The sequence below is a fragment of the Micromonospora sp. H33 genome (genome assembly GCF_052068455.1).
Lineage (GTDB): Bacteria > Actinomycetota > Actinomycetes > Mycobacteriales > Micromonosporaceae > Micromonospora.
This window is the reverse complement of sequence record NZ_JBQHDE010000002.1, coordinates 435,523-456,221: the sequence shown is the minus strand read 5'-3', so window position 1 is coordinate 456,221 and position 20,699 is coordinate 435,523. Positions and strand designations below refer to the sequence as shown.

Sequence of the window (20,699 nt, the reverse complement as noted above, 5' to 3'; positions counted from 1 at the left end):
GAGGGTTGCAGTTATGTCAACCACTGATCCTCTTCGGGGCAACGTAAGCGCCCCCGCCCCATGAGCCAAGGAACCGCGCGGCGTGTCGCCGCCTCAGACGCGTCACACCTCACCGGAAGGTCACCACGTCGGGGGCGCTGACGTCGATCGTCGCCGCCTCGCGGTCCAGCAGCGCGGTGGCGACCCGCGCCTTGTCCTCGCCCCGGGTCGCGTCGCCCCACACCACCCGCCGCTCGCCGCGGAGGTTGAGCGTGATCCGGGCGAGCCCCTCGACGGTCACGTCCACCAGCTCCGCCCGTAGCTGCGGGGTCAGCGCGGCGAGCACGTCCAGGGCGGCGCGGGTGTCCGCGTCCGCCGGCCCGGGCGCGGCCAGCCGGACGAGCGGCAGCCCTCCGGGCCGCTCGGCGAGGGTCCGGAAGACCACCCCGGCCCGGTCGAGGACGACGAACTGCTCCCCCTGCGGCACCACGGCCACGCCGGTCCGTTCGGTCACCCGGACCACCAGCGCGTCCGGCCAGTCGCGGCTCACGTCGGCCCGCTCGACCGCCGGCAGGGCACCGATCCGCCGGGCGGTGCCCGCCAGGTCGACCCGGGCCAGCGGCGTACCGTCGGCCACGCCGGCGGCGTCGCGCACCTGCACCGGCGTGACCAGCTCCGCGCCCTCCACCCGCACCTCGCGAACCCCGAACAGCCCGGTCCCGAGCACGGTCCACGCGACGAGCCCGGACAGCGCGAGGACGCCGGCCGCGACCGCCCAGGGCAGCACCGCCCGCATCCGGCGCTGCCGGGCGCGGGCCATGAACCGGCGGGTCGAGGCGGGGACGGCGTCGCTGCCGGCGCGGACGAGCTGCCAGCGGCGGGCCGGGCCCCGACGGCCGGTGCCGCCGTCCGCGCCGGTGGTGCGCCCGCGCGCGGGCCCGGGACTCATCCGGCCGTGGACGCGTCCGGGACCGCGCCGCCGGCGACACCGGGGACGGTGCCCCCGATCGTCGTCGCGCCGCCGGCCTCGCCGCCGGGCACCGTGCCCCTGAGCGGGCCCTCGCCGCGCACCGACAACGCGCCGAGCAGTTGGTCACCCATGAGCGAGATGGGCGGGGCGCCCATGGTCACCACGACATCACCCGGCCGGGCGCGCCGGGCCACCTCGGCCGGCACCGCGTCCCACGAGTCGACGAAGACCTTCCGGTCCACCGGCAGCGACACCGCCTCGATCAGCGCCGCCGAGCCCTCCCCGGGCCCGCGCTGCTCGCCCGGGCCGAAGACCTCCAGCAGCACCACCTCGTCGGCGATCGCGAGGGCCCCGGCGATCTCCGCCTGGAGGTCCCGCGTCCGGTAGAGCCGGTAGGGCTGGAACACCACGATCAGCCGGCCGTCGCCGGCCACCTCCCGCAGCGTCTGCAACGCCAGCGTCATCGACGTCGGGTGGTAGGCGTACTCGTCGTACACGAGCACGTCGTCCGCGACGCCCTTGCGCTCGAAGCGCCGCCGCACGCCCGGGAAGGCCGCCAGCGCGGCCTCCGCGGCCTCCAGGGGCAGGCCCAGGAGGTACGCGGTGAGCACCGCCGAGGCGCTGTTGAGGCCCATGTGCCGCCCCGGCACCGGCAGCCGGAACTCGCCCAGCGAGCGCCCGTCGATCTCGGCGAGGTAGCGGATCCCCTTGGCGGAGGACGTCATCTCGGTCAACCGCAGGTCGGCGTCGGCCGACGTGCCGTACGTGTACACCCGCCGGCCCTCGGCGCGCAGCGTCTCGGCCAGCCGCCGGCCGCCCGCGTCGTCGGCACAGGTGATGATGAACCCGTCCGGGTCCGTGAGCCGGGCGAACTCGGCGAACGTCGCCTCCAGATTGGCCAGGTCACCGTACGTGTTGAGGTGGTCCGCCTCGATGTTGGTGATGATCGAGACGAACGGTCGGTAGATGAGGAAGGAGCGGTCGCTCTCGTCCGCCTCCACCACGAAGTACTCGCCCGTGCCGTGGTGCGCGCCCGAGCCGACCTCGGAGATCTCCCCGCCGATCACGAAGGACGGGTCCACACCGGCCTGCTGGAGCACCATGGTCACCATGGACGTGGTGGTGGTCTTGCCGTGGGTGCCGGCGACCGCGACCGTCCGCCGGCCGGTCATCGCCGCCGCGAGCGCCTCGGAGCGGTGCAGCACCCGCAGCCCGCGGCGACGCGCCTCCACCATCTCCAGGTGGTCCTGCGGGATCGCCGACGAGTAGACCACGGTGTCCACACCGTCGAGGTTGGACGCCTCGTGGCTCATGTGGATCGTGCCGCCGAGCGCGCGCAGGCCGGCCAGCGAGGGCCACTCGCGCAGTTCGCTGCCGGAGACCGGGATGCCCCGGGTGAGGAAGAGCCGGGCCAGGCCGCTCATGCCGACCCCGCCGACCCCGATCAGGTGGATCGTGCCCAGGTCCTCGGCGGTGAGCGTGCCGGCCGGGGTGAACTGCGCGGTCATCGGACCACCGCCTCGTAGACGAAGTTGAGCAGCGCCTCGTCGCCGTCGCGGCGCCCGTACGCGCCCGCGGCGGCGCCCATCGCGGCGAGCCGCTCCGGGTCGCGGATCAGCGGGATCAGGGTGCGCTCGACCCAGTCCGGCGTCAGCTCGCCGTCGTCGACGAGCAGCCCGCCACCGGCCTCCACCACCGGCAGCGCGTTGCGCCGCTGCTCCTGGTTGCTGTGCGGGTACGGCACGTACACCGTGGGCAGCCCGATCGCGGCCACCTCCGCGCAGGTCATCGCCCCGCCCCGGCCGAGCATCAGGTCGGCCGCCGCGTAGCCCAGCTCCATCTGCGACAGGTACGGCAGCGTCACGTACGGCACCGGCAGGTCGGTCGGCACCGGCACCGGCTCGTTGCGCGCGCCGATCACGTGCAGCACCTGCACGCCGTTGCGGGCCAGTTCCTTGGCCGCCCCGGAGACGGCGAGGTTGATCGAGCGGGCGCCCTGCGAGCCGCCCGCGACGAACAGCACCGGCAGGTCGGGGCGGAGGCCGAAGTGGGCGCGAGCCGCGTTGCGCATCGCGTACCGGTCGAGCTCGGCGATGCCGCGGCGCAGCGGCACCCCGACCACGCGGGCGTTCCGCAGCGCCTCGGCCTGCGCGGGCTGGTGCGGGAAACCGACGGCGACGTGCTTGGTGAACTTCATGCCCAGCCGGTTGGCCACCCCCGGCGGCACGTTGACCTCGTGGATGACGATCGGCATCTCGCGCCGCCACGCGGCGAGGTAGGCCGGCACCGAGACGTACCCGCCGAAGCCCACCACCACGTCGGCCTGCACCTCGTCGATCACCTTGCCCGCGGCGCGGGCCGCGGCCCACATCCGGCCCGGGGTCTTCACGAGGTTCATGTTGACCGAGCGGGGCAGCTGGTACGCGGGAATCTGGCGCAGGTCGTACCCGGCCGGCGGGATCAGCTCGTTCTCCAGCCCCTTCGGGGTGCCCACGCAGGTGATCCGGACGCCGGGGTCGTGCCGGCGCAGGCAGTCGGCGAAGGCGAGCAGCGGGTAGATGTGCCCACCGGTGCCACCTCCCGCGAGCACCACCGAACGCAGCGGACCCATCACCGTCTCCTCTCGTCCGCCGACCCGCGGCCGGTCCGGTTCCCCCGGACGCCGCGCGGTGCGGCCTGGTCGTCTCCGCGCCGCTCCCTGGGCACCCGGACCCGGGCGGCCGGCGGGGCCCCCGCCCGGCGCCGGCCGGGAAGCGGCGGCAACGGGGCCCAGACTAGTCGGACCCATCGGGCCGGCGGACGGGCATGGAGGGCTCTCGCCGCATCAGGTTCGGCGCGGGCGAACGAGGCGAGCATCCCGATCGCGGCGAGCGTGACGACGAGGGCGCTTCCGCCGTCCGAGATGAAGGGCAGCGGCACGCCGGTCAGCGGCAGCAGGCCCACCACCCCACCGATGTTGATCACGGCCTGGCCGACCAGCCAGGCGGTGGCCCCGGCGGCGGCGAGCCGCCGGAACGGGTCGGCCACCCGGCGGGCGATCCGCAGTCCGGTGTACGCGAGAACGGCGAACAGCACGACGACCACGCCGCAGCCGACCACGCCCAGTTCCTCAGCGATGACGGCGAAGATGAAGTCGTTCTCCGCGGCGGGCAGCCACTCCCACTTGAGGGTGCTCTTGCCGAGGCCGGTGCCGAACCAGCCGCCGTTCTCGATCGCGTACCGGGCCTGCACCATCTGGTAGCAGTCCTTGAGCTTGCACTGGTCCGGCGGCGGAGGGTCGATGAACATGGTCAGCCGGCCCAGCCGGTAGTTCTCCGCCCCCTTCTCGCCGGACCCGGCGCCGAGCGAGGCGACCGCGACCAGCAGGCCGATGCCGACCAGGCCGACCGCGGTGAGGGTGGCGAAGACCCGCAGCCGCACCCCGGCCGCCCAGAGCAGCCCGACCACCAGGGCGAGCAGGCAGAGCATGGTGCCCAGGTCGTTGTAGCCGACCAGCACGAACAGCAGCCCCACCACCGGGAAGAGCGGCGTGGCCAGTTCCCGCCACCAGCCGAGCTTGACGCCCTTGCGGGCGATCACGTCGGCGCCCCAGAGCACCAGCGCGAACTTCGCCAGCTCCGAGGGCTGCACCTGGATCGGGCCGAGGTGCAGCCAGAGCAGGTTCGCGTAGATCGGGCCGATCCGCTCGACCCCGGCCACCGACTCCAGCGCCACCAGCGCGTTCAGCAGGAGCAGCAGCACCACGGAGACGCCGAGCGCCGGCCAGGCGACCGCGCGGAAGGTGCGCGTCGGCAGCCGCTGGCACGCCCAGAACGCGACGATCCCGATCACCGCGAAGATCGCCTGCTTGGTCAGCGTGGCGGTGGCGTTGCCGTCCTCCGCGTAGTCGCGCACGCTGGTCGCCGAGAAGACCATGGTCAGGCCGATCAGCAGCAGCAGGCCGGCGCTGGACAGCAGCAGGTAGTACGAGGCGAGCGGCCGGTCCAGCAGGCCGCGCAGGGCGGCCAGCCCGCCGGCGGCGTCCAGGCCGCGCAGCGGCGCCGCGCCGCCCGGCTCCTCGGGTGGTCGCGCCCCGCCCGGCGGCTCCGGCGTACGCGCGCCGCCCGGTCGCCGGGTCGTGGCCTCCGTCGTCACGTCGGTGCCTCGTGCCTCCCCCACCCGCACATCATCGCCGCAGCAGGCCGCCACCACCCCCGCAACGGCCCCCTCGGCGTGTCGCCGCACCCCGGCCTGCGCACTGTCACGGAAGGAGTGGCCTCCCGGCGTCGGGAAACCACTCCTTTCCGTGCCGGTGTGCGGATCTTGACGGGCAGCGTCCGGATCAGCCGACGTGGGCGAGGAAGTCGCTGTAGAACAGGCCCAGCGCGATCGCCACCCCGATCCCGGCGATGATCCAGAAGCGAACCACGATGTTGACCTCGCTCCAGCCGGCCAGCTCGAAGTGGTGCTGCAACGGAGACATCCGGAAGACGCGCTTGCCGGTGGTCCGGAACGAGATGATCTGGATCACCACGGACATCGTGATGATGACGAAGAGCCCGCCGATGATCGGCAGCAGCAGGATCGTCCGCGTCGACATCGCCATGCCGGCGATCAGGCCACCGAGGCCGAGCGCCCCGGTGTCCCCCATGAAGATCCGCGCCGGCGACGTGTTCCACCAGAGGAACCCGACGCAGGCGCCGGCCGCCGCCCCGGCGATCAACGCGATCTCCAGCGGGTCCCGCACCGTGTAGCAGTAGTCCTGGGTGTAGTTCGGGTCGGCGCACCAGTGCCGGTACTGCCAGAAGGCGATCAGCGCGTACGCCGCGAGCACCATCACCGAGGCGCCGGTCGCCAGGCCGTCCAGACCGTCGGTGAGGTTCACGCCGTTCGTCGCCGCCATCACCACGAAGATGAAGACGATCACCGCGCCGACCTTGGTGAGCTCCAGCGCGGGGATGTCCCGGATGAAACTCAGCGTGGTGCTGCCGACGGTCGCGGTGTTGGTGGCCCGCCCCTCCGGGTCGGTCATGCTGCTCGGGAAGTACAGGGCGATCACGCCGAAGATCGCGCCGACCAGGATCTGGCCGAGCAGCTTGCCGCGCTTGTTGAGGCCGCCGCTGTGCCGCTTGCGCACCTTGAGGAAGTCGTCGATGAAGCCGACCGCGCCGGAGAAGACCATCAGCCCGAGCAGCACCAGCGCGGTGATGGTCGGCTCGACCTGGGCGATCTGGGCGTCCGGCAGCGTGGTCAGGGCCAGGTGGCCGGCGACGTACGCGATGACGGTGGCCAGGATGAAGACCACCCCGCCCATCGTCGGCGTGCCCTTCTTGCCCTGGTGCATCGCCGGGCCCTCGGCCCGGATCGGCTGGCCGGCCTTCAGCCGGGTGAACACCCTGATCGCGATCGGGGTGCCGAACAGCGAGACCAGGAACGCCACCCCGACGGCGACGATGACCGCCCTCATGCGGCGCCCTCGCCGGCCGCCGGCACGGCGTCGGCGCGCAGCGCGTCCGCCACCTCCCAGGTGCGGTACCGGGAGCCCTTCACCAGGACGACGTCGCCCGGTCGTAGCTCGCTCCGCAGCACCTCGACGGCGCCCGCCTGATCGGTGAGCAGCACCGATTCTCCTCCCCAGTCACGTACCGATGTCGCGCCCTCGTGGATCGGCGCGGCCGCGTCGCCCACCACGAGCAAGCGGTCGACGTCCAGCTCGGCAGCGAGCCGGCCGACCTCGACGTGCCCGTCGTGCTCGAACGGCCCCAGCTCGGCCATGTAGCCGAGCACCGCCACGGTGCGCCGCCCCTGCCCGACGCCGGCCAGCGCGCGCAGCGCGGCCGCCATCGACGCCGGGTTCGCGTTGTACGAGTCGTCGATGACGGTGACCCCGTCGGCGCGCTCGAACACGTCCATCCGGCGGGTCGACACCAGCCCCAGCTCGCCGAGCGCGATCGCCAGCTCGGTCAACGGCATGCCCAGCTCGCGGGCCACCGCCGCGGCGGCGAGCGAGTTGGAGACCTGGTGCCGCCCGGTCAGCCCGAGCCGGACCGGCGCGTCGCCCTCCGGCGTCACCAGCGTGTACGACGGCCGGCCGCGCCCGTCCAGCGTCACGTCGACCGCCCGGATGTCGGCGTCCGGCGCCTCGCCGTACCGGACCACGCGCGCCACCGTACGGGTCGCCATGGCGGAGACCAGGTCGTCGTCGGCGTTGAGCACCGCGAGCCCGTCCGCGGGCAGCGCCTCGACCAGCTCGCCCTTGGCCAGGGCGATGGTCTCCCGGGAGCCGAACTCGCCGATGTGGGCGACCCCGACGTTGAGCACCACGGAGACGCGCGGCGGCACGACGTCGCACAGGTACCGGACGTGCCCCACCCCGCGGGCACCCTTCTCCATGACGAGATAGCGGGTCTCCGGCCCGGCCTGCAACGCCGTGTACGGGTGCCCCAGCTCGTTGTTGAACGACCCGGGCGGCGCCACCGTCGGCCCGAGCCGCGCGGTGAGCTGGGCGATCAGGTCCTTGGTGGTGGTCTTTCCGGACGAGCCGGTGAGCCCGATGACGGTCAGGCCGGGCAGCCGGTCCACCACGGCGCGGGCCAGCCGTCCCATCGCCGCGAGGGCGTCGTCGACCAGCACCATCGGCACGCCGGGCACCTCGCGGGTGCCGAGCACGGCCACCGCCCCCGCCTCGACGGCCGCGGCGGCGTAGTCGTGCCCGTCCACCTTCTCGCCGGGGAAGGCGACGAAGAGCCCGCCCGGGCCCACCTTGCGGGAGTCGAACTCGACCGTGCCGGTGACCGTGACCTCCGGGTCGGCGGCGACCAGCCGCCCGCCGACGGCCGCCGCCACCTCGGCCAGGCGCAGCGGGATCACCGCTGCCCCTCCGGGTCGCCGAAGCGGGCGCGCAGCGCGGCGGCCAGCTCGGTGCGGTCGTCGAAGGGGTGCATCTCGCCGGCGACCTCCTGCCCCTGCTCGTGACCCTTGCCGAGCAGCGCCACCACGTCGCCCGGCTCGGCCAGCCGGACCGCCTCGGCGATGGCCGCGCGCCGGCCGGGGACCTCCAGGATCCGGGCGTCGGTGCCGGCCCGGTACGCCCCGGCGAGCACCTCGGCCCGGATCTCGGCCGGGTCCTCGGTACGCGGGTTGTCGTCGGTCACCAGCACCACGTCCGCTCTCTCCGCCGCGGCCGCGCCCATGAGGGGCCGCTTGCCCCGGTCCCGGTCGCCGCCGGCGCCGATCAGGCAGATGAGCCGGCCGGCGCTGAGCTCCCGCAGGGCGGCCAGCGCGGCGACGATCGCGTCCGTCTTGTGCGCGTAGTCGACGACGCCGCGCACCGGGCCGGGCGCCCGGACCAGCTCCAGCCGGCCGGGGACGCCGCCGCAGGCGGCGACGCCCTCGGCGGCGGTCTTCGGGTCCACCCCGGCGGCGACCAGCGCGGCGACGGCGAGCAGCGCGTTGGCGACGTTGTGCCGGCCGGGCAGGGACACCCCGGCGGGCAGGGTCACGCCGTCCGGGCCGTGCACGGTGAAGCGCTGCGCGTACCCCTCGCCGCCGATCTCGTCCGCCCACCAGGTGGCGGAGCGGTCCCCGGCGGCGGAGTACGTGACGGTGGCCGGCTTGTACAGCGGCCGCAGCGCCGGGTCGTCGTGGTTGAGCACCTCCACCGCGCACCGGCCGTCGAAGAGCTTCGCCTTCGCGGCGAAGTAGTCGGCCGAGTCGGCGTGGAAGTCGAGGTGGTCGGAGCCGAAGTTGGTGTAGCCGCCGACGGTGAACCGGACCCCGCCGACCCGCCCCATGGCGAGGGCGTGGCTGGACACCTCCATGACGACGGCCGTCACGCCGCGCTCCTGGGCGGCGGCGAGCATGGCGTGCAGGTCGGTCGCCTCGGGCGTCGTGCGGACGCTGTCGACCACCAGGTCGCCGAGGCGGGTCTCGACGGTCCCGATCAGGCCGGTCGTGTGCCCGGCGGCCCGCAGGCCGGACTCGACCAGGTACGCCGTGGAGGTCTTGCCGGCGGTGCCGGTCACCCCGATCACGATCAGCCCCTCGGTGGGGTCCCCGTACACGGCGCTCGCCAGGTCGCCGAGGACCGCGCGCGGGTCGGGCACCACCAGCGCCGGCAGACCGGCCTCCTCCGCCGCGGCGGCTCCGGCCGCGTCGGTGAGCACGGCCACCGCGCCGGCCGCCGCGGCGGCCGGGAGGAACTCCGCGCCGTGCCGGCGGGCGCCGGGCAGGGCCGCGTACAGGTCGCCGGGGCGGACCTCCTGGCTGGCGTGGGTGACACCGGTGACCACCGGCTCCGCGGCGCCCGCCCGGGGATCGACGGCGCCCGCGTCGGGCTCGGCGGCGAGCCGGGCGGCGAGGTCACCGAGCCGGACTCCGGTCACGGTGCGGGGGCGAGGATTGCCGGACACGGCGTCAGACCCTACCCGGTCGTCCGCTTCCGGCCGCACAGCCGCCCCGGTGGTTCGTCCTCACTCACCGATGATGTCCCGTTCCCGCCGGTCAGCGAGGAAAGACCTCGAACTTCGGCGCGGCGGCGGACGACGGCGGAACCCGGTCGTGACGCAGGGCGAACTGCATCATGTCCCGGAACGCCGGGGCGGCGATGTCGCCGCCCCCGCCGCCGGGCGTGTGCGCGAAGACCGCGATCACGTACCGGGGCTTCTCGGCCGGAGCCATCCCGATGAACGAGGCCACCTCGCCGGGTTGCTTGACGCCGTCGACCAGGCGCCAGCCGGTGCCGGTCTTGCCGGCGACCCGGTACCCGGGGATCGCGGCCGCCAGGCCGGTCGCGGAATCGACGGTGGTCACCGCCTCCAGGATGGTCCGCAGCTCGGCGGCGGTGTCCGGGCTGAGCACCGACCGGGTCGGCGGCGGCTCGGGCTTCGTCCGCTTCCCGTCCGGCCCGATGATCTCCTTGACCAGGCGCGGCGCGACGTACGTGCCGCCGTTGGCGATCGTGGCGTACGCGGCGGCCATCTGCAGCGGCGTGGCGTCGACGCTGTGCCCGATCGGCACCGACCCGTCCGACGACCCGCTCCACTCCTCCGCCGGCAGGAGCCGCCCGCTCGCCTCGCCCGGCATGCCGACGCCCGTCGCCTCGCCCAGCCCGAACCGCCTCTGGTAGTCGATGAGCCGGTCCCGGCCCAGCTTGTCGGCGATGGCGATGGTGCCCACGTTCGACGAGTACGCCATCATGCCGGGCAGGCTCATCCGCCTGCCGCCCGCCGGATGGGTGTCGGCGAACCAGGTGTCGCCCTTGCGGACGGCGTTCGCGACCGGCAGCGTCGCGTCCGGGGTGATCACGCCCTCCTGCAGGGCCGCGCCGAAGGTGATCGCCTTGTGCACCGAGCCCGGGTCGACCACGAAGCTCGTCGCGACGTCCTCCCGCTCGGTCGGCTTGCTCGCGTCCGGCGTGGCCGCGTTGTAGGTGGGGTACGCGGCCTGGGCCAGCACCTCGTTCGTGCCGACCTCCAGCACGACCGCCGCACCGGTGGAGCCCTTGACCTGGCCCATCCGCTGGGCCAGCAGGACCTGCACCATGTACTGGAGGTCGCGGTCGATGGTGAGCTGCAGCGAGCTGCCCGGCTTCGCCTTCGTCGTCTCGCTGTACCCGCCGGGGATCGGCGCGGCGAGATCACCGAGGCCCACCTCGTAGACGCGCTTGCCGTCGACGCCGGCGAGCAGGTCGTCGTAGCGGGCCTCCAGGCCCTCCAGGCCGATCATGTCCGGGCTGGTGAACCCGATCAGGTTCGCGGCCAGGTCGCCGCCGGGCACCTCGCGCCGCTCGTCCCGGTGGGTGTTGATGCCCGGCAGCTCCAACGCCATGATCTGCCGCGCCCGGCCGACGTCGACACCACGGGCCAGGTACTCGAACTGGGAGTCGCTGCCGTTGGGCCGCTTGCGCGGCTTCATCTTCTCCACCAGTTCGGAGGGCGGGATGCCGAGCAGCGGCGACAGGGCCTTCGCGGTGGCCTGCGGGTCCTCGATCTGGGTCGGGTCGGCGTAGACGTACCGCGCCTCGACGCTGTGCGCGAGCGCCGCCCCGTCGCGGTCGTAGATGGCGCCGCGCGGCGCCGGCAGGACCACGGTGCGCAGCCGGTCGGGGAGGCCGGCGTCGGCGTACGCCGCGCTCTCGGTCGCCTGGAGGACGACGAGCCGGATGCCGATGACGGCGAACAGGGTCAGCGCCAGCGCGGTGCCGAGCCGCAGCCGGCGGCCGGGATCGGCCAGCCGCGGCGGCTTCGGCGGCTTGCGCGACGGGCGCCGGGCCGCCGGCCGGGCCGGCGCGGTACGCGCGGGGCGGCGGCGCGGCGGCGCGTCCTCCCGCGGCGCGCGCTCCGGCACGGTCCGGACCACCGAGGTACGGCGGGGCGGCGGCTCCCGCCGGCCGGCGCGCCCGGCACCGACCCGCCCACCGTCGAGCACCTGGAGGGCGGGGCGGAACGGGTCGCCGGAGCGGCTCCCGCGCGGTGTCCGGCGCTGCTCGGGGCGGGCGGCGCGGGCGTCCCCCAGCCGTTCCTCGCCGATGGTGCGCCCCCGCGGGGTGTACGCGCGGGCGCCGGAGATCCCGCCGACCCCCGGCTCACCCGTACGCGGATCGGCGGTCCCGTCACCACGGGACGAGCCGCGCCGGGAGCCCGTGGCGTCCCGGCGCGGTTCCTCCGATCTCGGGGGCACGATCTACCCCCCGGCGCCCTGCTGGCTGGTGACCGACGGCTGCCCGCTGGCCGGCTGCGGCACGCCGATGGTCTTGCCGTCCGGCAGCCGGATGTACGCCGGCTCGCCGGCCTCGACGAGGCCGAGCTTGCGCGCGGCGGCGGTCAGGTTGCCCGGCGCCTCCGCCTCGGCGATCTCCCGGTTGAGCTGCTGCTGCTCCAGGTCCAGCTTGGCCTGCTGCTGCTGGAGCTTCTCCAGCCGGAACGCGTTCTCGTTGATCTTGGTGTTGACCAGCAGGATGCCGAGCACCCCACCGACGACCAGCACCACGATCAGCGCGGCGAACGGCGCGCGCGGCACCGACACCGGCGCCGGCGGCGCCACCCGCAGCCGGGGCGCGCGCGTCGCGGTCGCGCCACCCCGCTCGGCCGGGCGCAGCGCCGCGGTGCCCTGGGTCGGGAACTCGCGCGCCCCCCGGGCGCGAGTCTCCCCCAGCCGGCCCGCCCGGTCCGCCCGCGGCGTGCCCGTGCCGACGCGCGTGGCCCGCTCCGCCGCGATCCGGCCCCCCGACCGCGGTGTGCGCTGCCCGCCGCCGGTCACGTCCCGGCGGTCGCGCTTGTCAATCGTCATGCCCCTCCCCCTCTTCGTCCGTCCCTGTCCCATCCCCCGGAGCCGACCGTCGCGCGGCCGACCCCGTCCCCGGTTGGTGCATCGCCCGGACCCGCCGGCGGTACCGTTCGCGGTCGGTACGCCGGTGCTGCTCCACGGTCGGGTCGAGCCGCTCCGCGGCCCGCAGCCGCACCGAGGCGGCGCGCGGGTTCGCCGCGACCTCCACCTCGCTCGGCAGTTCCGCGCCCCGGCTGAGCAGCCGGAACGTCGGACCGGACCCGGGCAGCTCGACCGGGAGGTCGACCGGGCCCGTGCTGCGGACCCGGTCGGCGAGCGCCGCCTTGGTGAGCCGGTCCTCCAGCGAGTGGTAGGACAGGACCACCATGCGGCCCCCCACCGTGAGCCGGTCGAGCGCCGCCGGCAGCGCCGCTTCCAGCGCCGCCAGCTCTTTGTTTACCTCTATCCGTAAAGCCTGAAACGTTCTCTTTGCCGGGTGTCCGCCGGTTCGCCGGGCTGGTGCCGGAATGCTCTCCCGTACCAGCTCGGCGAGGCGCGCCGACGAGGTGATCCGGGCCCGTTCCCGCTCCCGGATGATCGCCGAGGCGATCCGCGTCGCGAACTTCTCCTCGCCGTAGACCCGCAGCACCCGGGCCAGGTCCGGGTGCGAGTAGGTGTTGACCACCTCCTCGGCGGTCACCCCCCGGGTCTGGTCCATCCGCATGTCCAGTGGGGCGTCCTGCGCGTACGCGAACCCGCGGTCGGGCACGTCGAGCTGCAACGAGGAGACCCCGAGGTCGAACAGGACCCCGTCGACAGCCGGGTACCCGAGCCGGGCCAGCACCTCGGGCAGCTCGTCGTACACGGCGTGCTCCAGGTGGATCCGGTCGGCGAACCGGGCCAGCCGCGTCCGCGCGTGGGCGAGGGCCTCGGTGTCCCGGTCGAGCCCGACCAGCACGGTCCGCGGATGCGCCTCCAGCACCGCCTCGGCGTGCCCGCCCAGCCCCAGCGTGGCGTCGACGTGGACCGTGCGCTCCCCCCGGCCCAGCGCGGGAGCGAGCAGCTCGAGACACCGCTCGAGCAGCACCGGCACGTGCGTGCCGCGTGGCTCCCCCATGTCGACCCCCAGTGGTTCCGATTCGTCCGTCGTCTCGCGTCCGTCGTCGGACGGCGCCGTGCCGTCGTACCGCCAGATCCCCATCCGCTCCCGCCCGCCTTCCGGCCACGGCCCCCCGATCGGATCGTGCGCCTGGCACCGGGGAAGGGATGCCAGGAACTCGAAAGCGGCTGGAGATCTCGCAGTACGTCGGGCGCCGTCACGCCCTACAGACCGCCGGGCAGCACCCCCTCCTCGATGTCGGCGAAGTCGTCCTCGCTCTCGGAGAGGTAGGTCTCCCAGGCGGTGCGGTCCCAGATCTCCACCCGCGTGTGCGCGCCGATCACGACCAGGTCGCGCTCGAGTGCGGCGTACTCCCGGAGGTGGGCCGGGATGGTCACCCGCCCCTGCTTGTCGGGGACCTCGTCGTGCGCGCTCGCGAAGAAGACCCGGCTGTAGGCCCGGGCCGCCTTGTGCGTCATCGGCTGCGCGCGCAACTGCTCCGCGATCCGCTGGAACTCCGGCGTCGGGAAGACGTAGAGGCAGCGATCCTGCCCTTTGGTGATCACGACACCCCCCGCCAGCTCGTCCCGGAACTTCGCCGGAAGGATCAACCGGCCCTTGTCGTCGAGACGCGGGGTGTGGGTGCCGAGGAACATCGGCCCAACCCCCTCGCCCATCTAGCGGCGTTCGCGGCGCCGCTGACCCCCCGGGCCGGTGGGCCCTCCCGGCCTCACCATCGCGCCCCACTCTACTCCACTTCCCTCCACCTGCAACCGGAAATGCCCGCGTGGCGGGCGTGTCGCCCGGTCAAAACCGCACGTCAACGGGGGTGGAGCGGAGTGGAGGGCGGAGCGGCCCCACCGGCGCCGTCCGCTTTCCGACATAGATCAGTTCCATCCGGCCGATGCCGGTCCGGCCGGTCGCCGCCGGGTAACCGGCCGAACGGTTCGCCGTCGGCGGCGATCTGGGGGGCCCGGCGGTGGAGTAACCTCGCTCGCGTGACGGACGCGAAGATGCCCCTGCGGGCGAAGGTGGCCAGCTCCGTGTCGCGGACCGCCGCGGCGCTGTCGCGGGCCGCGGGCCGCGGCGACGGCTCGGTCATCGGCGGGTGGATCGGCCTGAAGATCGATCCTGACCTGCTCGCCCACCTCGCCGCCGGCCGCGCCATCGCCCTGATCTCCGGCACCAACGGCAAGACCACCACCACGCGCCTCACCACGGCCGCCGTCAGCGTGCTCGGCAAGGTCGCCACCAACTCGTTCGGCGCCAACATGCCCACCGGGCACACCTCCGCGCTGGCCAAGGCCGGCAGCACCCCGTACGCGGTGCTCGAGGTCGACGAGCACTACCTGGCGCAGGTGCTGGACTCCACCGAGGCCCACGTGGTGGCGCTGCTCAACCTCTCCCGCGACCAGCTCGACCGGGCCAAGGAGGTCGCCATGATGGCGCAGCTCTGGCGCGCGGCGCTGGTCCGGCACCCCGAGCTCCGCGTCGTCGCCAACGCCGACGACCCGATGGTCGTGTGGGCGGCCACCCCGCCGCCCAACCACGACCACCGGATCACGCCGCCGCAGGTCACCTGGTTCAGCGCCGGCCAGCGCTGGCACGACGACTCGTGGGTCTGCCCGGAGTGCGGCTCCACCATCGCCCGCGAGGGCGACCAGTGGTGGTGCACCGGCTGCCCGCTGCGCCGCCCCCAGCCGCACTGGACGGTGGAGGACGACGGCGTGGTCGACCCCACCGGTGCCTGGCACAAAGTGAAGCTCCAGCTCCCCGGCAAGGTCAACGTCGGCAACGCCGCCACCGCGCTCGCGGTCGCGGCCGAGTTCGGCGTACGCCCCGTCGACGCGGTGCTCAAGCTCAGCTCGGTCACCTCGATCGCCGGCCGGTACGCGCAGGTCGAGCGCGACGGACGGCTGATCCGGCTGCTGCTGGCGAAGAACCCGGCCAGCTGGCTGGAGGCGTTCGACATGGCCGACGAGGCGCCGACCCTGCTCTCCATCAACGCCCGCGACCCCGACGGGCTGGACACCTCCTGGCTCTTCGACGTCGACTTCAGCCCGCTGCGCGGCCGGCAGGTGCTCATCACCGGCGACCGGGCGTACGACCTGGCCGTCCGGCTCGACGTCAACGGCGTGCCGTTCCAGCACGTCCGCACGTTCGCCGAGGCGATCCGGACGGCCCCGCCGGGCCGGCTGGAGGTCATCGCGAACTACACCGCGTTCCAGGACATCCGAGCGGAGTTGGACCGTGTCAACTGAGAGCCTGCGTATCGTCTGGGTCTACCCCGACCTGCTCTCCACCTACGGCGACCGCGGCAACGCGCTGATCCTGGCCACCCGCGCCCAGCGGCGCGGCTTCCCGGTGGAGGTGCTGGAGGTCCGCTCCGACGAGCCGCTGCCCGCGACCGCCGACATCTACCTGATCGGCGGCGGCGAGGACGGCCCGCAGGCGCTCGGCGCGCAGCGGCTGATCGCCGACGGCGGCCTGCACCGCGCCGTCGCGCAGGGGTCGGTCGTGTTCGGCGTCTGCGCCGGCTACCAGCTGCTCGGCTCCTCCTTCTTCGCCAAGGGGACCGAGTGCGCCGGGCTGGGACTGCTCGACCTCTCGTCGGACCGGGGGCCCACCCGGGCCGTGGGCGAGCTGGCCGGCGACATCGACCCCCGGCTCGGGCTGCCGCCGCTCAGCGGCTTCGAGAACCACGGCGGCCGCACCCACCTCGGCCCGGAGGCGTCTCCCCTCGCCCGGGTCACCGCCGGGGTCGGCAACGACGGCGCCACCGAGGGCGCGTGGCGCGGCAAGCTGCTCGGCACGTACTCCCACGGGCCGGCCCTGGCCCGCAACCCCGCCCTGGCCGACCTGCTGCTGCGCTGGGCCACCGGCGTCAACCAGCTCCCCCCGCTGGACGACACCTGGTCCGACCGCCTCCGTGCCGAGCGCCGCGCCGCGGTGGCCGCCGCCGCCCGACCATGATCCACGCCGTCCGGCGGCTGCTGCGGGAGCCGTCCGCCGTGCGGTTCGGCGTCCTGCTGCTCCTACTCGCGGTCCTCACGCCGGCCGCGCTGCTGGCGCCCCGACCGGACCTGGCGGACCTGCCGGGGTACGCCGACCGGCTCGGCGGGTACGCCCCGGCGGCGGCGATCGTCGGCGGCGCGCTGCTGCTCGTCGCGTTGATTCCCCGGACCTTCATCACGCTGGCGTCCGGGGCGCTCTTCGGCGCCCTCGAAGGGGCCGCGTACGCCCTCGGCGCCGCGGTGCTGGCGGCGGCGGTCGCCTTCACGGTGGGCCGGCTCCTCGGGCGGGAGTTCGTCGCCGAACGGGTCCGTGGCCGCCTGGCCCGCCTGGACGGCTGGTTCGCCCGGCAGAGCGTGCTCGGCGTGATCACCGTCCGGCTGCTGCCGATCGCCGGCTTCGGCCTGGTCAGCTACGGCTACGGCACCACCGGTGCCCGGGTGCTGCCGTTCCTCGTCGGCAGCGTGATCGCCTCCGCGCCGACCGCCTTCGGGTACGCGGCCGTCGGCGCCGCGGTCACCTCCCCCGGCGAGGTCAACTGGTTCGCCGCCGCCCCCGCCGGGCTCGGCCTGATCGCCAGCGCCGTGCTCATCCGCCGCTGGTGGCGCGCCGAACGCCGCCGCCGTCTCGGCCCCACCTGATGCCGGGCGAGGAGCCACTGCCCGGGGGCTTCGTCACCGACGTGGTCCGGGTCGGCGACACGGTCCGGCGTACCCCCGGGGCGAACGCCGACCGCGTCGCGGCGCTGCTGCGTCACCTGGAGCGGGTGGGCGCGGACCTCGCGCCCCGGCACCTCGGGTTCGACGAACGCGGCCGGGAGGTGTTGAGCTACGTGGCCGGCCGGGTGCCCTGGCGGGACCGGGAGGACCCGGCCTTCTTCGCCGACCCGGCGCTGGCCCGGCTGGCCGCGCTGATCCGGCGGCTGCACGACGCCGCTGCCGGCACACCGTTGGCCGGCGGCGCGGCGACGGTCTGCCACCACGACCTGTCCCCGAAGAACACCGTCTACCGGAAATCCCCCACCGGTCCCCTGCCGGTGGCGTTCCTCGACTGGGACCTCGCCGGGCCGGGCCGGCGGATCGACGACGTGGCGTTCGCCGCCTGGCACTGGGCTCCCCTCGGGCCCGGCGCGGACCCGGTCGAGCTGGGCCGGCGGGCGCGGCTGCTCTGCGACGCGTACGACGCCGCCGGCCCCGGCCCGCTCCCCCGGGGCGACCTGGTCGACGTGATGCTCGGCCAACTCGACGGCACCTGGCGCGGCATCGAGGCCGGTTCCGAACGCGGGGAGCCGGCGATGCTGCGGCTGCGCGCGGCCGCCGTCCCGCCGATGATCCGAGGCTGGCACGACTGGCTGCTCGCCCACCGCCCCACCGTGCACGCCGCCGTCCACGACTGACTGGGCGCCCCCACCCCAGGCCCGCGCTCTTTCACGGAAAGAGTGGCCTTCCGACGGGGAATGGCCACTCTTTCGGTGACGTTGTCGCCTCCCCGCCGCCGTGAGATGGCGGCGGGGAGGCGACACGGTCAGGCGACGACGGAGACCATCCGGCCCGGGACGACGATGACCTTGCGGGGTTCCTTGCCGGCCAGGGAGCCGGCCACCGCCTCCAGGGCCGCCGTGCGGACCGTCTCCTCCGGCGCGTCGGCGGGGACCTCGATCCGGCCGCGGACCTTCCCGTTGACCTGCACCGGGTACGTCACCGTCTCGGCCACCAGCAGGGCCGGGTCGGCGACCGGGAAGTCCGCGTACGTCAGCGAGGTCTCGTGGCCCAGCCGGCGCCACAGCTCCTCGGCGACGTGCGGGGCGAACGGCGCCAGCATCAGCACCAGCGGCTCGGCCACCTCGCGCGGGGTCTCCGACAGCCGGGTCAGGCCGTTGGTCAGCTCGATCAGCTTGGCGATCGCGGTGTTGAACCGGATCCCCTCCATGTCGCCGCGGACCCCGTCGACGACCTTGTGCAGCAGTCGGCGGGTGGCCTCGTCGGCCGGGGCGTCGCTGACCCGCAGCGCGCCGGTCTGCTCGTCGACGATCGCCCGCCAGACCCGCTGCAGGAACCGGAACGAGCCGACCACGGCGCGGGTCTCCCACGGGCGGGAGACCTCCAGCGGGCCCATCGACATCTCGTACACCCGGAAGGTGTCCGCCCCGTACGCGGCGCACATCTCGTCCGGCGTCACCACGTTCTTCAGGGACTTGCCCATCTTGCCGTACTCGCGGTTGACCTGCGTGTCGCCCAGGTAGAAGCCGCCCTCGCGCTCGACGACCTCCTCCGCCGGGACGTACGCGCCCCGCGCGTCGGTGTACGCGTACGCCTGGATGTAGCCCTGGTTGAACAGCTTGCGGAACGGCTCGAAGCTCGACACGTGGCCCAGGTCGTACAGCACCTTGTGCCAGAAGCGGGCGTACAGCAGGTGCAGCACCGCGTGCTCGGCGCCGCCGACGTACAGGTCGGTGCCGCCGCAGTCGCCCTCGCCGCGCGGGCCCATCCAGTACCGCTCGTTCTCCGCGTCGACGAAGCGCTCGGAGTTGGTCGGGTCCAGGTAGCGCAGCTCGTACCAGCAGGAGCCCGCCCACTGCGGCATCACGTTCGTCTCGCGGGTGTAGCGCTTCGGGCCGTCGCCCAGGTCCAGCTCGACCTCGACCCAGTCGCGCCGGCGCGACAGCGGCGTCTCCGGGTTGCTGTCGGCGTCCTCCGGGTCGAACGTCTTCGGGGAGAAGTCCTCCACCTCGGGCAGCTCGACCGGCAGCATCTCCTCCGGCAGCGCGATCGCGGCACCGGTCTCGTCGTACACGATCGGGAACGGCTCGCCCCAGTAGCGCTGGCGGCTGAACAGCCAGTCCCGCAGCCGGTAGGTCACCGCGCCCTGGCCGTGCCCGTTCGTCTCCAGCCACGCGATGATCCGGGCCTTGGCGTCGGCGACCCCCAGGCCGTTCAGGTCCAGGCCGCGGTCGGGCGCGGCGCTGTTGACCGCCGGGCCCTCCCCGGTGTACGCCTTGCCGTCGAAGCCCTCCGGTGGCTGCACGGTGCGCACGATTGGCAGCTCGAAGACCTCGGCGAACGCCCAGTCCCGCTCGTCCTGCCCGGGCACCGCCATGATGGCGCCGGTGCCGTAGCCGGCCAGCACGTAGTCGGCGATGAAGATCGGGATGCGCGCGTCGGTGAGCGGGTTGGTGGCGTACGCACCTACGAAGACGCCGGTCTTCTCCTTCGTCTCCGCCTGCCGCTCGACGTCGGTCTTCGCCGCGGCCGCCTTGCGGTACGCCTCGACGGCCGCCCGCGGGCTGGCGTGCCCGCCGGTCCAGGCGTCCTTCGTCCCCTCCGGCCAGGCCGCCGGCACCAGCGCGTCGACCAGGTCATGCTCGGGAGCCAGCACCATGTAGGTGGCGCCGAAGACGGTGTCCGGCCGGGTCGTGAACACCCGGATCGGCTCGACGGTCGTCGGGAAGTCGATGTGCGCGCCGATGGAGCGGCCGATCCAGTTCCGCTGCATCATCTTGATCGGCTCGGGCCAGTCCAGCGTGTCCAGGTCGTCCAGCAGCCGGTCGCCGTACGCGGTGATCCGCATCATCCACTGCTTCAGGTTCCGCTTGAAGACCGGGAAGTTGCCCCGCTCGGAGCGGCCCTCGGCGGTGACCTCCTCGTTGGCCAGCACGGTGCCCAGCCCCGGGCACCAGTTGACCGGGGCCTCGGAGACGTACGCCAGCCGGTGGTCGTCGACGGTGCGCCGGCGCTCGGCCTCGGTCAGCTCGGCCCACGGGCGGCCGTCCGGCGTGCGCCGGGTGCCGCCGGAGAACTCGGCGATCAGCTCGGCGATCGGGCGGGCCCGCTTCGCCTCGGCGTCGTACCAGGAGTTGTAGATCTGCAGGAAGATCCACTGGGTCCAGCGGTAGAAGTCGGTGTCGATGGTGGCCACCGAGCGGCGCTCGTCGTGGGCCAGCCCCAGCCGGCGCAGCTGGGACTTGTACCGGGCGATGTTCGCCTCGGTCGTGGTGCGCGGGTGGGTACCGGTCTGCACCGCGTACTGCTCGGCGGGCAGCCCGAACGCGTCGAAGCCCATCGCGTGCAGCACGTTGCGGCCGGCCATCCGCTGGTAGCGCGCGAAGCAGTCGGTGCCGATGTAGCCCAGCGGGTGGCCGACGTGCAGGCCGGCGCCCGACGGGTACGGGAACATGTCCAGTACGTACAGCTTCTCCGCCCCCGCCCGCGGGTGCCCCGGGTCGGCCAGCGGGCCGGTCGGGTTGGGGGCGTGGAAGGTGCCCTCCCGCTCCCAGATGTCCTGCCAGCGGTGCTCGATCTCGTCGGCCAGGGCCGCGGTGTACCGGAACGGGGGGATGTCGCTGGCCGGTGCGGCTGCCTCAGTCATGGCTCTCCTCGCGTAGCTCGGCGCGGGTCG

Annotated in this window: 16 protein-coding genes; 4 read left to right on the top strand and 12 right to left on the bottom strand. The window is 74.2% G+C overall.

The window, feature by feature from the left end; genetic code table 11:
* Positions 1-109: 109 nt before the first annotated feature.
* The 11 genes from ACTMS0_RS07685 to mraZ all read right to left on the bottom strand — a co-directional run bounded on the left by ACTMS0_RS07685 (position 110) and on the right by mraZ (position 13,948).
* Complete coding sequence (locus ACTMS0_RS07685) at positions 110-928, bottom strand: cell division protein FtsQ/DivIB (protein ID WP_441154399.1); 819 nt, start codon at positions 926-928, stop codon at positions 110-112.
* The gene (gene murC / locus ACTMS0_RS07680; protein ID WP_441154398.1) at positions 925-2,457 is read right to left on the bottom strand and encodes a UDP-N-acetylmuramate--L-alanine ligase; all 1,533 of its coding nucleotides are present in this window, start codon (positions 2,455-2,457) and stop codon (positions 925-927) included. The genes ACTMS0_RS07685 and murC overlap by 4 nt, the downstream gene beginning before the upstream one ends.
* Positions 2,454-3,560: an undecaprenyldiphospho-muramoylpentapeptide beta-N-acetylglucosaminyltransferase gene (gene murG, locus ACTMS0_RS07675; RefSeq protein ID WP_441154397.1), complete on the bottom strand. Its 1,107-nt coding sequence runs from the start codon at positions 3,558-3,560 to the stop codon at positions 2,454-2,456. Before murG ends, murC begins: the two co-directional genes overlap by 4 nt.
* Positions 3,560-4,975 (bottom strand): FtsW/RodA/SpoVE family cell cycle protein, encoded by a 1,416-nt coding sequence (locus ACTMS0_RS07670; protein ID WP_441154682.1) that lies wholly within the window; start codon positions 4,973-4,975, stop codon positions 3,560-3,562. The genes murG and ACTMS0_RS07670 overlap by 1 nt, the downstream gene beginning before the upstream one ends.
* A gap of 295 nt (positions 4,976-5,270) precedes the next feature.
* The gene (gene mraY, locus ACTMS0_RS07665) at positions 5,271-6,395 is read right to left on the bottom strand and encodes a phospho-N-acetylmuramoyl-pentapeptide-transferase (protein ID WP_441154396.1); all 1,125 of its coding nucleotides are present in this window, start codon (positions 6,393-6,395) and stop codon (positions 5,271-5,273) included.
* Positions 6,392-7,798, bottom strand: a complete 1,407-nt coding sequence (locus ACTMS0_RS07660; protein ID WP_441154395.1) for a UDP-N-acetylmuramoyl-tripeptide--D-alanyl-D-alanine ligase — start codon at positions 7,796-7,798, stop codon at positions 6,392-6,394. The genes mraY and ACTMS0_RS07660 overlap by 4 nt, the downstream gene beginning before the upstream one ends.
* Positions 7,795-9,312, bottom strand: a complete 1,518-nt coding sequence (locus ACTMS0_RS07655; RefSeq protein WP_441154681.1) for a UDP-N-acetylmuramoyl-L-alanyl-D-glutamate--2,6-diaminopimelate ligase — start codon at positions 9,310-9,312, stop codon at positions 7,795-7,797. Before ACTMS0_RS07655 ends, ACTMS0_RS07660 begins: the two co-directional genes overlap by 4 nt.
* A 118-nt stretch (positions 9,313-9,430) precedes the next feature.
* The gene (locus ACTMS0_RS07650; protein WP_441154394.1) at positions 9,431-11,608 is read right to left on the bottom strand and encodes a peptidoglycan D,D-transpeptidase FtsI family protein; all 2,178 of its coding nucleotides are present in this window, start codon (positions 11,606-11,608) and stop codon (positions 9,431-9,433) included.
* A 3-nt stretch (positions 11,609-11,611) separates the two neighbouring features.
* The gene (locus tag ACTMS0_RS07645) at positions 11,612-12,217 is read right to left on the bottom strand and encodes a hypothetical protein (protein ID WP_441154393.1); all 606 of its coding nucleotides are present in this window, start codon (positions 12,215-12,217) and stop codon (positions 11,612-11,614) included.
* Entirely contained in the window at positions 12,207-13,310 is a 1,104-nt protein-coding gene (gene rsmH / locus ACTMS0_RS07640; RefSeq protein WP_441154392.1) for a 16S rRNA (cytosine(1402)-N(4))-methyltransferase RsmH, read from the bottom strand. Before rsmH ends, ACTMS0_RS07645 begins: the two co-directional genes overlap by 11 nt.
* 206 nt (positions 13,311-13,516) lie before the next feature.
* The gene (gene mraZ, locus ACTMS0_RS07635) at positions 13,517-13,948 is read right to left on the bottom strand and encodes a division/cell wall cluster transcriptional repressor MraZ (RefSeq protein ID WP_441154391.1); all 432 of its coding nucleotides are present in this window, start codon (positions 13,946-13,948) and stop codon (positions 13,517-13,519) included.
* A 357-nt stretch (positions 13,949-14,305) separates the two neighbouring features.
* Between mraZ and ACTMS0_RS07630 the strand changes: the two genes are divergently transcribed.
* Genes ACTMS0_RS07630 through ACTMS0_RS07615 form a run of 4 tightly spaced genes read left to right on the top strand, consistent with a single transcriptional unit; the run spans position 14,306 to position 17,700 of the window.
* On the top strand, positions 14,306-15,553 hold the full coding sequence (locus ACTMS0_RS07630; RefSeq protein ID WP_441154680.1) for a MurT ligase domain-containing protein: 1,248 nt from the start codon (positions 14,306-14,308) through the stop codon (positions 15,551-15,553).
* The gene (locus ACTMS0_RS07625; RefSeq protein WP_441154390.1) at positions 15,543-16,265 is read left to right on the top strand and encodes a type 1 glutamine amidotransferase; all 723 of its coding nucleotides are present in this window, start codon (positions 15,543-15,545) and stop codon (positions 16,263-16,265) included. Before ACTMS0_RS07630 ends, ACTMS0_RS07625 begins: the two co-directional genes overlap by 11 nt.
* Positions 16,262-16,945 (top strand): TVP38/TMEM64 family protein, encoded by a 684-nt coding sequence (locus ACTMS0_RS07620; protein WP_441154389.1) that lies wholly within the window; start codon positions 16,262-16,264, stop codon positions 16,943-16,945. The genes ACTMS0_RS07625 and ACTMS0_RS07620 overlap by 4 nt, the downstream gene beginning before the upstream one ends.
* Positions 16,945-17,700, top strand: coding sequence for a phosphotransferase (locus ACTMS0_RS07615; protein ID WP_441154388.1), 756 nt, complete (start codon positions 16,945-16,947; stop codon positions 17,698-17,700). The genes ACTMS0_RS07620 and ACTMS0_RS07615 overlap by 1 nt, the downstream gene beginning before the upstream one ends.
* A gap of 128 nt (positions 17,701-17,828) precedes the next feature.
* On the opposite strand, the gene leuS is transcribed toward ACTMS0_RS07615, so the two are convergent.
* On the bottom strand, positions 17,829-20,669 hold the full coding sequence (gene leuS, locus ACTMS0_RS07610) for a leucine--tRNA ligase (protein WP_441154387.1): 2,841 nt from the start codon (positions 20,667-20,669) through the stop codon (positions 17,829-17,831).
* Between the last annotated feature and the right edge of the window lie 30 nt (positions 20,670-20,699).

Excerpts from the sequence above, each read along its gene's own strand:
- ACTMS0_RS07685 (WP_441154399.1), bottom strand. The coding sequence starts at position 928 with ATGAGTCCCGGGCCCGCGCGCGGGCGCACCACCGGCGCGGACGGCGGC.
- murC (WP_441154398.1), bottom strand. The coding sequence starts at position 2,457 with ATGACCGCGCAGTTCACCCCGGCCGGCACGCTCACCGCCGAGGACCTG.
- murG (WP_441154397.1), bottom strand. The coding sequence starts at position 3,560 with ATGGGTCCGCTGCGTTCGGTGGTGCTCGCGGGAGGTGGCACCGGTGGG.
- mraY (WP_441154396.1), bottom strand. The coding sequence starts at position 6,395 with ATGAGGGCGGTCATCGTCGCCGTCGGGGTGGCGTTCCTGGTCTCGCTG.
- ACTMS0_RS07645 (WP_441154393.1), bottom strand. The coding sequence starts at position 12,217 with ATGACGATTGACAAGCGCGACCGCCGGGACGTGACCGGCGGCGGGCAG.
- rsmH (WP_441154392.1), bottom strand. The coding sequence starts at position 13,310 with ATGGGGGAGCCACGCGGCACGCACGTGCCGGTGCTGCTCGAGCGGTGT.
- mraZ (WP_441154391.1), bottom strand. The coding sequence starts at position 13,948 with ATGTTCCTCGGCACCCACACCCCGCGTCTCGACGACAAGGGCCGGTTG.
- ACTMS0_RS07630 (WP_441154680.1), top strand. The coding sequence starts at position 14,306 with ATGCCCCTGCGGGCGAAGGTGGCCAGCTCCGTGTCGCGGACCGCCGCG.
- ACTMS0_RS07620 (WP_441154389.1), top strand. The coding sequence starts at position 16,262 with ATGATCCACGCCGTCCGGCGGCTGCTGCGGGAGCCGTCCGCCGTGCGG.
- ACTMS0_RS07615 (WP_441154388.1), top strand. The coding sequence starts at position 16,945 with ATGCCGGGCGAGGAGCCACTGCCCGGGGGCTTCGTCACCGACGTGGTC.
- leuS (WP_441154387.1), bottom strand. The coding sequence starts at position 20,669 with ATGACTGAGGCAGCCGCACCGGCCAGCGACATCCCCCCGTTCCGGTAC.